The organism is Candidatus Omnitrophota bacterium, from assembly GCA_041650805.1.
GTDB lineage: Bacteria > Omnitrophota > Gorgyraeia > 2-01-FULL-45-10 > 2-01-FULL-45-10 > JBAZKM01.
This window is the reverse complement of the sequence record JBAZKM010000005.1, coordinates 79,905-92,951: the sequence shown is the minus strand read 5'-3', so window position 1 is coordinate 92,951 and position 13,047 is coordinate 79,905. Positions and strand designations below refer to the sequence as shown.

Here is a 13,047-nt window from a genome sequence, read left to right as displayed (position 1 = left end):
TTTCTTATCTGAACAGGACGCTTACGGATGCCTCTTCGTGGATCCTCTTTATTGCCTCGCCGAGAAGCGACGCCACGGAGAGCACCTTGATCTTGCCGATCATCTTCTCCCTCGGTATGGGCACAGTATCGGTCACCATAAGTTCTTTGAGCGGCGACTTCCTGAGGCGTTCTATCGCCGGACCGCAGAGGACGGCGTGGGTGCCGATAGCGTATACGTCCTTCGCCCCCGCCTTCTTGATCGCGTCTACCGCTTCTACCAATGAACCGGCGGTGGCCACCATATCATCTACTATCACGGCGTGTTTGCCTTTGACCTCGCCCAGTATATGCATGACCTCCGCCTCCCTGTCGTTAACGCGCCGTTTGTCGACTATCGCGAGCCCGCACTTCAGGCGTTTCGCGTAGGACCTGGCCGTCTTTATGCCTCCTACGTCGGGCGTAACGATGACGAGGCTGTGGTTGAACTTAAGTTTCTTGAGATAGTCGGCGAAGATCTTTACGGCAAAGAGGTGGTCAAGGGGTATGTCGAAAAATCCCTGGATCTGGCCGGCATGAAGGTCTATGGTGAGCACCCTGTCGGCGCCGGCTACCGTCACGAGGTTCGCGACGAGCTTTGCCGTGATAGGGACCCTCGGCTGGTCTTTCCTGTCCTGCCTGGCATATCCGAAATAAGGGAGGACCGCCGTGATCCTCTGCGCCGAGGCGCGCCTGAGCGCGTCTATCATTATGAGAAGCTCCATGATGTTCTGGTTCGCGGGGGACGATGTAGGCTGTATCACGAATACGTCGTGGCCGCGCACATTCTCGTTGATCTTGACCCGTATCTCACCGTCTGAGAATGTATCGACCGATGCGTCACCCAGCCTGACCTTGAGAAATTTGCAGATATCGAGCGCCAGCTTCTTATTGGCGTTACCGCTAAATAGCAATATGCCGTTCTTCATCGTCTCACCCTCTTTTTCTTTGCAATGCCCAATATCCTGGCCGGCACGCCCACTACGGTAGCGCCGGACGGTACGTCCCTGTTCTTAGGCACGACAGACCCTGCGCCGGTGACGGCATGGCTGCCTATCCTGACCGGGGCTATAAGCCTCGTCCCGATCCCAAGGAAAGCGCCGTCGCCTATAACGGTCCTCTGCTTCTTTGAGCCGTCGAAATTGGCCGTTATGGTGCCTGCTCCGATATTGACGTTCTTGCCCACTTTCGCGTCGCCGAGATAGGTGTGGTGCTTGACCTTCGTGCCTTCGCCTATCTCGGTGCGGACCAGCTCTACGAAATTCCCGACCTCTACATTATCTTCCAGACGGACTCCGGGGCGCAGGCGCGCGAAAGGCCCTATCGACGCGTTCTTCCCGATCTCCACATCCGATTCTATTATAGTGTTCGGGTATATGACGGTATCTGCGCCTATCCTGACACCCGGGTATATCGTCGTCGAAGACGGATCGTAGATGGTCACGCCGCCCAGCATAAGTTCGCTCATGACCCTGCCCTTCATGATCCGTGTAGCCTCCGCAAGGTCGTTCTTCGTATTCACCCCTATCGCCTCATCGGTATCGTCCGTCTTCAGCGCCTTCACCGTCTTCTTCTTTCTATTCATGACCGCGATCACGTCGGTGAGGAAGTATTCTTTCTTATCGTTATCCGGCTTCACTCCGGTAAGGGCATCGAAGAGATCTTCCGCCCTGAAACAGTATGAACCTACATTTATCTCCTCTATGACCTTCTCATAGAGACCTGCTTCCAACTCTTCTATGATCTTGATCACGGCGCCGTTCTCGTCCCTGACTATCCTCCCGTAACCCGTCGGGTCCTTAAGGTCTGTGGTGAGCACCACCGCCGAGGCGCCGGAACTCTTACGTGTACGGATCAGTTCCCGCAGGGTATCGCCCCTGAGAAGAGGCGTATCTCCGCACACCACCAGGAGATCACCGGTGTAGCGACCGAGCGCCTTGCGCGCCGTATTCACGGCATCGCCGCTCCCGAGCAGTTCCTTCTGCACGAGCACCCTGGCATCCGGCAGCGATCTCTTTAAAAGTGCGCTCCCGTGGCCGGCGATGACCACTATGTCGTTTACCCCCGCCTGTCTCACGCTATCGAGGACATGGTGTATCATCGGCTTACCGAGGATATCGTGAAGCACCTTGGGCGTCCGGGAATTCATCCTGGTGCCCCGTCCTGCCGCAAGGACTATGGCGATCGTATCTTTCAAGATGCGCTCCTGTTTGGCTGGGAGGCTTGGATTCGAACCAAGATAGCGAGACCCAAATTCTCGTGTCCTACCATTGAACGACCTCCCAACTTCTTCGGTGAGACACTGCTGGGCCGTTCGGTCTACGGCCACCGTCCTATATATGCTTTACACCGTGGACTATCGACCGTGGACTGTGGACCAATTACAGCTCTATATCATTCTCCTCTTCCTCGACCATCCTGGGGCCGGAATAGCCCTTCGGTTCGGCCGGGCGCGCGGAGGGGTTCTTCTTATCGTTCTCGTATGCCTCAAGCACCTTCTTCTGTATATATTCCCTGCATTCGGCAGTTATGGGATGAGCGATATCCTTATGTTCGGATTGCCGGGCCATATCTTCTCCCGGGTTCTGGACCCTCGGTTCCGTCTGCGGCAGAGATGTGCCGCACTGGTTGCAGAACTTGCTCCTTACCGCATTCCGGAAACCGCACTTGGGGCACGGCTCTTTTATCTTTCTCGAAGGCATCGCGACAAAAAAACCTTTGTTCCCGTCTATCACCTTCACGTTGCGCACCACGAAAGCGTTATCGAATGTGATCGTCGCATACGCCTTTAATTTCTTGTCCTGGCCTTCTTTCGGGAAAATCCTTACCTCAGTGATCTCCATCATCTTCTACTCCTTAAAGTTACATGCAGATTTGATAGATCAAAATGTCTTTGCCACAAATACCTGCCAGGACCTCATCTCGCGTCCGGGCACGCTCTTTGCCAGCTTCTCCTTAGCGGCCATCGCCTCCTTTCTGGTCCTGTATAGACAAAAGATGCTTGGCCCGCTTCCCGAGATGATAGCTCTTTTGTCTAAAATTTGGACCAAGCGCTCTATTATCCTGCCTATGGTATTTCTCTTTGACCTGACTACGGCTTCCAGATCGTTGTGAAGCATCGCCTCCGCCGTACCAAAACCCGGATTACGCCTGAAAGGGAGTGTTATTTTAGCATCGGCCGATTTCATTGTCAAGGCAAAATCCGCCCTGTCATATGCCTCATATATCTCTTTGGTCGGGACCCTGAAACCGGGATATATTATAAGGTGCCAGAACCCGGAGCTTGACCTTATCTCTGTCAACAGGTCGCCTTTGCCCCTCCCCAGCGCGAACGGCGGATCGATCAGGAAGAAAGGCACATCCGCGCCCAGTCGCGACCCCAGGCGCATCATGGCCTTCTCTTTCATCTTCAGGCCAAAGAGCCTATTTATCCCCTTGATAACGGCCGCCGCATCCGAACTGCCGCCGCCCAGTCCCGCCGCTATGGGTATCCTCTTCTTCAGCTCTATCCGTACCCCTGCCTTTATCCCGGCATCCCTTAATACCAGGCTGGCTGCCTTATATACCAGGTTATCTTCTTTGTGTTTCGTTATGAACCTGTCCGAATGGACCTCTATGCCGCGCCCGACGGGTATCTTACGGATCCTGACGGTATCTGCGAGAGATATTCTTTCGAATATGGTGAGTATATTATGGTAGGAGTCCCTGCGCTTGCCCTGAACCTTAAGTAACAGATTTACTTTCGCCGGTGCTGTCAGTTCGATCGATGTCATAATTCGTCGTTCGTTGTTCGGCGTTCGTCGTTCGTAAAAAATTACCTTTTTGCGGAGAGCGCCTCTTTCGCCGCCTTGGCGATATGCTTTGCGTTTATGCCGAAGTACTCGAAAAGCTCGTCCGGTTCTCCGGAAACGCCGAACCTGTCCGCGAGACCTACCATCTTCACCGGGACCGGGAAGTTCTGGCTGAGGACCTCCGCCACCGCGCTCCCCATGCCGCCCAGGACGGTGTGCTCTTCGGCAGTGACCACCGCCCCCGTATCCTTCGCCGCTTTTATTATAGCGTCTTTATCGACCGGTTTAGGCGTATGGAGATTGACGATGCGCGCATCTATCCCCTCTTTTGCCAGCATATCAGACGCGACCATGGCCTCATAGACCATCTGTCCGCAGGCAAATATCGTGACGTCCTTACCGTCCCTTATGACGTTCGCCTTCCCTATCCTGAATATATCTTCCTTTTTAGTGATGACCGGGGAGGGCGATCTGCCCAGCCGTATATAGACGGGCCCTTTTATCCCGGCAGAGGCTATGGTCGCCTTCTTCGCTTCTAGGGCGTCTGCAGGCACCACCACCGTCATATTGGGTATTATGCGCATAAGGGCTATCTCTTCGAGCGCCTGGTGCGTCGCGCCGTCCGGGCCTACGGAGATGCCCCCGTGCGTGCCTATTATCTTGACGCCCAGGTTCATGTAGGCGACCGACACCCTTATCTGGTCCCACGCCCTGCCCGACGCAAATACCCCGAAGGTGCACGCGAACGGTATCTTCCCCATGAGCGCGAATCCGGCGGCAGTCCCGAACATATCCTGTTCGGCGACGCCGCATCCGAAGAAACGGTCCGGGAACTCCTTTTTGAACCAGGCCGCGCGCGTAGAGTCGGTCAGGTCGGCCGAGAGCACCACGACGTCCTTGTTGGTCCTGCCGAGTTCCACAACGCCCTCGCCGAAACCGTCCCTGGTCGGCACCATCTGAACTTTTTCCTGTCCCATCGCTCTCCTTATATGCGCCTTTTGATCACTGCACTATATCTTCGAACGTTGCCTTCTTCTTCCTGTACTCCTCGAGGTCGTCCCGCGATACGCTTATCATAGAACCGTCGGCCTGGTTGACCACTTCGATATGGTCGAAATCCGTGAAACGGTAACTGCGGAGCATCGGGGCCGTCACATCGAGCACCGCCTCAAATACCTTCCTGGCGGCATCACTGCGCGGGAGCTCCTTGAAACCCTTCTCCTGCACCAGGATGTCCATCTTAAAGAAACGCCGCCCGGACCGGTCGATGTAGACGTTCTTTACCGACTTCAGGAAAAAGAGCTCTGAAAGTTTTTTATTCTCCCGGAAGAGCATCTTCACCCTGTTCGAGGCCTGCTCAGCCAGGAATTCCGGCATCGTCACGTCTTTTATGTAGAAACGGTCGTTCCAGTATCCGATGTCGCTGAGGGCCGTCGGCTCCCCCCTGAAGAAGTCGTCCATCACCTGGTCCTGCCACTTCCTGTCGAGGCTCATCTTGTCGAATATCTCTTTGACGGCCCGCTCTTTCTGCGACTGGGGGCTCATGCGTATATCTATGAGCATCCGCTTCGAATAATCGCTCCTTGAGATATCGTTAAGCATAAAACGCTTTACGTCATCGACCGATTTTATGATGACTATCTGTATCTCCGGGACGCGGATATCATGCGCTATGACACAGTAAAAATCATATCTGGCATCGGTAGAGAGAGCGACCCTCGATACGCTGAGTATTACGTCGTTTATCTTCTCGCTGGCGGCCTGGGTTATGGAGAGCGTGATGTCGATCAGGTCGGTGAGCGGCACGTATATAGCTATCGTCTTCCCGGCGGTCATGACCTTCACGTCGAGCTTATATTCGTCCTTGCATATCCGGACGATCGATTCCTCGAACCTCTCCTTCGGATATGTCGGGCCGCAGCCGATCAGAGCCGCAAGCAGCGCGCCGCATAAGACGGCGCGCGCCGCAAAATTATTGCGCATACTATGATGTGGTCAGCGAACGTTTTCCGTACTCTTTGAATATCGAGTCGATCTCATCGTAATCCAGCTCCTCTTTAGCGAGAAGCTCTTTCACGAACCGCTCGAGCAGTTCCTTCTCTTTTGCCAGCAGGTCCTCGACATCCTTGAGGCACTTCTGGAACACCTTATTCGTCTCCCTGTTGAGCGTCTCCTTTACATCCTCCGAGAGCTGCGTCTCCGGTATGGTAGCGTAGTCGCCTATGAAACCCGCGTCGTTCATCCCGAGAGACCATACCATCGCGTGCGCCGTAGCCATAGCCGATTTGAAGTCCATCGAAACACCCGTGGACGATGTGCCGAACCTCATCTTCTCGGCAACGTAACCGGCGAGCGCGACCTTGATGTCAGCGAGAAGGGATTCCCTGGATTTGGTGAATGCCTCTTCGCGCGGCTGGTGGTAAACGACACCCAGCGACTCCTTCCTGCCTATGATAGACGCCTTGAAGACATCCTCGGTGGGGTGGAGCAGGTACAGGACCATGAGGTGGCCGCTCTCGTGATATGCGGTCATCTCCTTCTCCTTAGGCGTCATGTGACGCCTGTGCTTCAGCCCCATCTCGATCCTCTCGATCGCCTCGGATATGTGCTTATATGTCACCGCCTCTTTGTTATCGCGCGTCGCTATGAGGGCCGCCTCCTTCACTATATTCTCTATCTCTGCCGGCGTCTTGTAGACGGCCTTCCGCGCGAGACGCTTCACCTCTACGGATGATTTGTCGTATTTTATCTTCTCCAGGTAATACTGGAATATCTTCTCCCTCTCCTCGAGGTTGGGACGGTCTATATAGAGTTTCCTGTCGAACCTCCCCGGCCTCAGGAGCGCCCGGTCAAGGGTGTCCTCCCCGGCGTTCGTGGCGCCTATGACTATGACGTTCTCATCCTTCTCCTGGAGGCCGTCCATCTCGGCGAGGAGCTGGTTCTGCGTCGAGTTCGTCTCCTCGGTTCCGCCGAATACGGAGAAGACCCTCTTGCGCGCGATGGCGTCCAATTCGTCGATGAATATTATGCATCCGCCGTAGCCGTAGGCGAGCTCACGCGCCTTTTTGAACAACCTCCGCACGCGTGAAGCGCCCACTCCGACGAAGATCTCCACGAATTCGCTCCCGGACATCGAAAGGAACGGCACACCCGCCTCGGTAGCGACCGCCTTTGCCAGATACGTCTTACCGCACCCCGGGGGACCCAGCATGAGGATACCGCGCAGGATCTTGCCGCCGATCTTCTTGACCTTCGCCCTGTCTTTTATGAGCTGGACCACCTCCCAGGCCTCCCGCTTTGCCTCGTCCATGCCTATGACGTCGCTCCACCTTACATTCACAAGTTCCCCGCGTATCTTCGACTTCGAGATCTTGGCGAGGCCTCCCTGCATGAACATCATGTACATGAAGACGAATATGGTCGCGTTCAGGGCGACCATGATGAGGTTGATGGGCATAGTCGCCAGCGTGATGTTCCGGTAGAACGACTCGAGGGACATGAGCCCCCACACGGCGAGTATGCATACCAGTATGATCACGAGGATTATCACCATCCTCAGCCAGTACATCTTGAAGTACATCTTCCATTTTCGTGAAAACATATTTTTCTCCTTAACTTGACCTTATATCTTTCCCAACGCTTCATCCAATTCCAGGACCGCCTTTTCATACTGCTCTTTCTTCGGGGCTATCCCGTGCCACTCCACCTTATTCTCGACGAACGACACGCCCTTGCCCTTTACCGTATGCGCAATGATCATCGTCGGTTTTCCTTTTACCTTCTCCGCCTCATCTAGGGCATCCATCAGCCTGGCAAGGTCATGGCCGTCGCATTCTATCGTGTGCCAGCCGAAGTCGCGCCATTTATTGGCGTATGGGTCCATGCCCTTTACCTCGCAGCAAAAACCGTCTATCTGGAGTTTGTTGAAATCGATTATGCCGCATACACTGTCAAGCTTGTAGTGAGAGGCCGACATGGCCGCCTCCCAGACCTGTCCTTCGTTCGTTTCGCCGTCGCCCATGATGCAATATGCCCTTAACGGCAGCTTGTCCATGCGCGCGGCGAGGGCGATGCCGTTCGCTATCGAAAGCCCCTGGCCCAGCGAACCGCTCGATACTTCGACCCCGGCAAGGCCCATCTGGGGGTGCCCCTGGAGCTGGCTTCCCAGCTTGCGCAGCGTCCATAACTTCTCTTTCGGAAAGTATCCTTTGTGCGCGAGCACCGTATAGAGCGCCGGACAGCCGTGCCCCTTTGAGAGTATCAGCATGTCGCGCCCTTTACGCTTGGGCTCCCTGGGATCGCATCTCAATTTATAGTAGTATAAAGACAGAAGTATCTCTACGATAGAGAGGCTGCCGCCCGTATGGCCCGATCCGGCCAGCATGAGCATCCTGAGTATGTCTTTCCTGACCTCTACCGCCTTCTTCCGCAACTCTTTTATATCCGGTCTTTCCATGGTGTCCTTTTAACGCCTATTAAGTTTTTCCCTCACCGCGTCCTGCTTCGGATCGAGCTCAAGCGACCTCTTCCATTCTCCGCGCGCCTTCTCGCGCAACCCCTTCCGGAAATAGATGTCGCCTATATGGTCCCTGATCACGGCGTCGTCCGGCTCAAGCTTCACCGCCTTATCCATCTCGATGAGCGCCTCGTCCGTCATGCCTTTCCGGAAATAGGCCCAACCGAGCGAATCGAGGTACGCGCCGTTATCGGGGTCGAGCTCAAGCGCCCTCTTTATGAGCAGGATCGCCTCGTCGAGGTTGACCGACCCTTCCGCGAACATGTAGCCGAGGTAATTATACGCGTCGGCGAAATCCGGGGCCAGGCGGATGGCTTCCCTGAACTCCCTTACAGCCGATTCCGTATCTTTCCTGCTCTCATACAGCGCGCCGAGATAAAAATGTACCCTGCCATCGGTCCCGTCGAGCTCAAGCGCTTTGTGATACCATTTCAGGGCATCTTCGCCGCGGTCATCGGCAACGGAGCTGTACCCCAAGGCCAGGTATATCTCCACGCTCTCTGCGCCGTTGGCTATCCCGCGCTCCAGCACCGCGCAGGCGTCTTTAGGCCTATTATCTTCCAGATAGATATTTGCCCACGCGATGTACGTATCGGCCGATCGCGGGTCCAGCTTCTCCAGTAACCCGTACTGCCGTATGGCGTCGGAGTCCCTGTTCTCTTTCTGATAAAGATAGGCGAGATAATGATAAAGCTTTTCGTTATCATCGTCTATTTTGACCGCATTTTCAAAATCGGCTATGGCGCTCTTGATATCCCCGTTCGCTTCATGCAATACGCCGAGCGCCGTATATCCTTCGGCATGGTCCGGGTCCAGGGCCACCGCCCTGCCCATCGTCTCGATGGCCTTATCTATCCTGCCGAGGCGGGCATATATGACCCCGAGGTTGAAATAAAGAAAATAGGACCTCGGCTCCTTTTCCAGTAACCGCGTATACATGCCAACGGCTTCATCCATCCTGTCCTGGGCCACATATATGTCTGCCAGAGAACTGAGCGCCAGGAACGAGGTGGGCTCAAGACGGATGATCTCTTCATATTCCTTCCGGGACAGGTCGAATTTACGCTCATAAGCATATACGAGCGCCAGGAGGAACCGCGGCTTGGTGTCCGTCGGGTCCAGCGACTTCGCTGCCAGCAGCTCTTCCGTCGCCTTTGCCCCGTCCCCGGACAGAAGGTAGGCACGTCCGAGCCTGGTGTGTATAAGGCTCGTCTCCTTATCGAAGACGATGCTTGACCTGTATTCTCTTATTGCTGCGTCCGTCTTCGATTCATTATCGTATATGATGCCCATTATGTAATGGGCAAGGGATCTTGAGAACGGCGTTGACGGCGTCCTGGCACCCATCGGCGCCGCATCCGAAACCGTTACCGGCACGGATATGGCGCCGACGATAATGAAAACGTAAAGGATCTGCCTGGGATGCACCCTCTGTTATCTCATCCTCTTCTTATGGCGATCTCTTCTCATCCTCTTCTTCCTCTTGTGCTTCGCCATCTTCGCTCTTTTTCTTTTTCTGCCGCACGGCATCTTTATATCACCCCTCTTTCGCGAATTTAATGTATGACTTTTAATATATGACTTTATTCAACGGGTACTCTATGATGCCCTGGGCACCCGCCTGTTTCAATTTCGGTATAAGGTGTTTGACCGTCTTTTCATCGATTATCGTATCTATATCGAGCCACTCCGGGTCTGACAGGGGCGATATGGTCGGTTTTTTCATCGCCGGCAGTATGGCAAGCACCGTCTTAAGGTCACGCTTGGTGACGTTCATCTTAAGGCCCACCTTCTCCTCGGCGAGTATCGCGCCCTTCAGGAGAAGCGCTATATTTTCGATCTTGGCGCGCTTGGCCGGGTTCAGCCAGCTTTTGCGGTTCGCGATGAATTGCGTCGTGGATTCGCATACTACGACGACGATCCTCAGATTGTTCGCCCTGAGGCTCGAACCGGTCTCCGTCACCTCGACGATAGCGTCGATGCCGATGGCCGGCTTCACTTCTGTGGCGCCCCAGCTGAATTCCACCTCCGCCTTCACCTTGTTCTTCTTCAGGAAAGCCCTGGTGACCCCGACAAGTTCAGTCGCTACGCGTTTGCCCCTGAGGTCGGACACCTTCTTTATCCTGGAGTCGATAGATACCGCGAGGACCCATTTGACCGGCCGCATGCTCTGTTTTGCGTAGATCAGCTCCGCGACCCTTACCACGTTGGAGGAGTTCTCGAGTATCCAGTCGTTCCCCGTTATGCCACAATCGATGATGCCGTCCTCCACATACCGCGACATCTCCTGCGCCCTGAACAGGATCGGCTCTATCTCATCGTCGTCTATCGACGGGAAATAGGACCTATCGCTTACGCCCAGATAGAACCCCGCCTTCCTGAACATCCTGACGGTAGCTTCCTGGAGACTCCCTTTAGGTATCCCAAGTCGAAGTTTCATGGCAGATCATCTTTCTCTTTTTTGTTACCTTGCTTCACCCTGTCTTCTATCTTGTGTTATTGTACATAATATGATGCTGAATGTCAAGATACACGGTGGCGCGCAAAAAATCCCTTGCATCGCAGGGGGTAATAAAATATAATCTACGTACTGACCAAGATGAAGGGAGAACCGAGATGCTGAAATTTTTCAGGCAGAAGTACGTATCCAAGGTAATATTCTGGGGGCTCGTCATACTCGTCATGCCCGCCTTCGTGCTGTGGGGCACCGGGAATTTAGGGGGCTCCGGAGAGAAGGGGCCTTCGTACGTCGGGACGATCGACGGCAGGAAGATATCGTTCGAGAAGCTTTACGAGAGCATGACCGCGATGAGGAGCATCCTCGTCCTCAACTATGCCGGCCAGGAAAAGATCCTTGAGTCGTTCCTTTCGAATAAGCCGTTCCTCGCCAAGGTGGCCTGGGACCGTCTCATAATGCTCAAAGAGGCAAAGACCCACAAAATAGATATTTCCGATAGGGAGGTCATCGACTATATACGCTCCCACCCCCTCTTCATAAGGAACGGGACCTTCGACGATAAGATATACCAGCATGTGCTGCGATATAACATAGGGCTTACGCCGAGGACCTTCGAGGAGATAGTGAGGGAGAACCTCGCCATACAGAAGCTGAACGATATCATTGCCAAAGACATCAAGGTGACGGACGAAGAGGTGGCCCAGGCCTACAGGAGAGAGAAGGAGCAGTTCAAGATATCATACATACTGACCGAATATAAGGACCTCGCCGATGCGGCGGCGGTCGAGGACGCGCGCGCTAAGGAATATTACGACCTGAACAGGAATGAATTCGTCATCCCGTTGAAAGAGGGGGAGAAAGAGCACTTCGCGGCGTTCGATGACGTGAAGTCGAGCATAAAATCGTATCTCGCGGAGAAGGATGCCAGGCAGCTGGCCATTAAGAATACTGATGAGATGAGAGAAAAGGTGGTCGGGATGATGGAGGGGGACAAAGAGACTTTTGAGACGGCGGCCTCAAAGCTCAACCTCAAGGTCACGGAGAGTAAACTCTTTTCGCGGTCCGACTATCTCGACGGTATCGGGGAGGCGTGGACCATAGCGGATATCGCCTCGACCCTGACCGGAGGCGGAACGCCCCCGGCAGACCCCGCGGCCCCGGGGGGAGCGAAGAAACAGGAAGAGGTCTCAAAGACGACCGAGGTAAGGAGCGGGGCCCTCATATTCAGGGTCGCCGAATATAAAGGCATCGACGAAGAGGCCTTCAAAAAAGATAAAGAGGTCTTCGCCAAAAAAGTCATGGAGAACGCTAAGACGAGGATATTCGACGAATGGTTCAAGTCGCCCTCCCTCAGGGCGAACCTGAAGATAGATTTTAAGGATATAGACAGGTACTACCGGTAGGCCTCTAGACGTTCCCCAGGTATACGTACTTCAATCTCTTCTTCGCCACCCGCTCGGCCATCTTCAGCGTCTCGATCGGGGTGGGCGGAAGGCTCATATTGTAGCACGGGAAATATCTCGAAAAGTGAACGGGGGTCTCGGGGCCCGCGTTCTCCGAGATCCAATCGACCATCTTTCCTATGGTCTCTTCGGAATCGTTCAGCGTAGGTATCAAAAGGTTCGTGAGCTCGACATGGCAGCTCTTAGCCGACCTTTTGATTACATCGAGCACCGGCTTGAGCGACCCCCTGCATACCTTCCGGTAAAAACTTTCATCAAAAGATTTCAGGTCTATGTTCATGGCGCCTATGTACGGCAGCATCCCCTCAAGCGGGCCCATATTCACGTAGCCGTTCGTCACGAGCACGTTCTCGAGCCCGTTCGCCTTCGCGAGCTTCGCGGTATCGAGCACAAACTCATACCATATGAACGGTTCGTTATAAGTGTAGGCGATGCCGAAGGAGCGGAGCTCCCTGGCCCTGCGGATAATGCCTTCAGGCGTTATATCTTCCGTCGGGGTATCCAGCTCCTGGGATATGTGCCAGTTCTGGCAGAAACCGCAGTGGAAATTGCAGCCCCTGGTCCCGACCGACAGTATATATTCGCCGGGGTGGTACCGGTATAGCGGCTTCTTCTCTACGGGATCGAGCGAGAGGCCCGTCGTCTTGCCGTAGACTTCGGTGAAGAGCGTGCCGCCTTTGTTGACCCTCACCCCGCACGCCCCGCGCATCCTGTCGGAGACGATACACTCATTAGGGCAGAGGTGACAGTGGACCTTCCCGGAATCCAATTTTTCGTAGTAGAGGGCCTCGTGCATCGGTTT

General features: G+C 54.5%; 12 protein-coding genes and 1 tRNA gene. 1 reads left to right on the top strand and 12 read right to left on the bottom strand.

The features are described 5' to 3' along the window. Positions 1–4: 4 nt before the first annotated feature. The 11 genes from WC515_04845 to hisG all read right to left on the bottom strand — a co-directional run bounded on the left by WC515_04845 (position 5) and on the right by hisG (position 10,764). Complete coding sequence (locus WC515_04845; GenBank protein ID MFA5146681.1) at positions 5–946, bottom strand: ribose-phosphate pyrophosphokinase; 942 nt, start codon at positions 944–946, stop codon at positions 5–7. After that, positions 943–2,214 carry an NTP transferase domain-containing protein gene (locus tag WC515_04840; GenBank protein MFA5146680.1) on the bottom strand — a complete coding sequence of 424 codons (1,272 nt, stop codon included), beginning with the start codon at positions 2,212–2,214 and terminating at the stop codon, positions 943–945. Before WC515_04840 ends, WC515_04845 begins: the two co-directional genes overlap by 4 nt. Positions 2,215–2,228: 14 nt before the next feature. Next, positions 2,229–2,302 (bottom strand) — tRNA-Gln (locus WC515_04835). Positions 2,303–2,398: 96 nt separating this feature from the next. Then, positions 2,399–2,863 carry a septation protein SpoVG family protein gene (locus tag WC515_04830; GenBank protein ID MFA5146679.1) on the bottom strand — a complete coding sequence of 155 codons (465 nt, stop codon included), beginning with the start codon at positions 2,861–2,863 and terminating at the stop codon, positions 2,399–2,401. Positions 2,864–2,899: 36 nt separating this feature from the next. Continuing rightward, the gene (gene ispE / locus WC515_04825; GenBank protein ID MFA5146678.1) at positions 2,900–3,790 is read right to left on the bottom strand and encodes a 4-(cytidine 5'-diphospho)-2-C-methyl-D-erythritol kinase; all 891 of its coding nucleotides are present in this window, start codon (positions 3,788–3,790) and stop codon (positions 2,900–2,902) included. A gap of 41 nt (positions 3,791–3,831) precedes the next feature. Next, positions 3,832–4,785, bottom strand: coding sequence for a transketolase family protein (locus WC515_04820; protein ID MFA5146677.1), 954 nt, complete (start codon positions 4,783–4,785; stop codon positions 3,832–3,834). Positions 4,786–4,810: 25 nt separating this feature from the next. Continuing rightward, positions 4,811–5,791, bottom strand: a complete 981-nt coding sequence (locus WC515_04815; GenBank protein MFA5146676.1) for a hypothetical protein — start codon at positions 5,789–5,791, stop codon at positions 4,811–4,813. Position 5,792: 1 nt separating this feature from the next. Further along, a complete protein-coding gene (locus WC515_04810) occupies positions 5,793–7,409 on the bottom strand; it encodes an AAA family ATPase (protein ID MFA5146675.1) in 1,617 nt (538 codons plus the stop codon). Between the two features lie 21 nt (positions 7,410–7,430). Further along, on the bottom strand, positions 7,431–8,264 hold the full coding sequence (locus WC515_04805; GenBank protein MFA5146674.1) for a transketolase: 834 nt from the start codon (positions 8,262–8,264) through the stop codon (positions 7,431–7,433). Between the two features lie 9 nt (positions 8,265–8,273). Beyond that, on the bottom strand, positions 8,274–9,752 hold the full coding sequence (locus WC515_04800) for a tetratricopeptide repeat protein (protein MFA5146673.1): 1,479 nt from the start codon (positions 9,750–9,752) through the stop codon (positions 8,274–8,276). Between the two features lie 142 nt (positions 9,753–9,894). Next, entirely contained in the window at positions 9,895–10,764 is an 870-nt protein-coding gene (hisG, locus tag WC515_04795; protein MFA5146672.1) for an ATP phosphoribosyltransferase, read from the bottom strand. Between the two features lie 176 nt (positions 10,765–10,940). Here hisG and WC515_04790 point away from each other — a divergent pair, with 176 nt between their 5' ends. Continuing rightward, a complete protein-coding gene (locus WC515_04790) occupies positions 10,941–12,185 on the top strand; it encodes a SurA N-terminal domain-containing protein (GenBank protein MFA5146671.1) in 1,245 nt (414 codons plus the stop codon). Between the two features lie 4 nt (positions 12,186–12,189). On the opposite strand, the gene amrS is transcribed toward WC515_04790, so the two are convergent. Next, positions 12,190–13,041, bottom strand: a complete 852-nt coding sequence (amrS, locus tag WC515_04785) for an AmmeMemoRadiSam system radical SAM enzyme (GenBank protein MFA5146670.1) — start codon at positions 13,039–13,041, stop codon at positions 12,190–12,192. Positions 13,042–13,047: the final 6 nt, after the last annotated feature.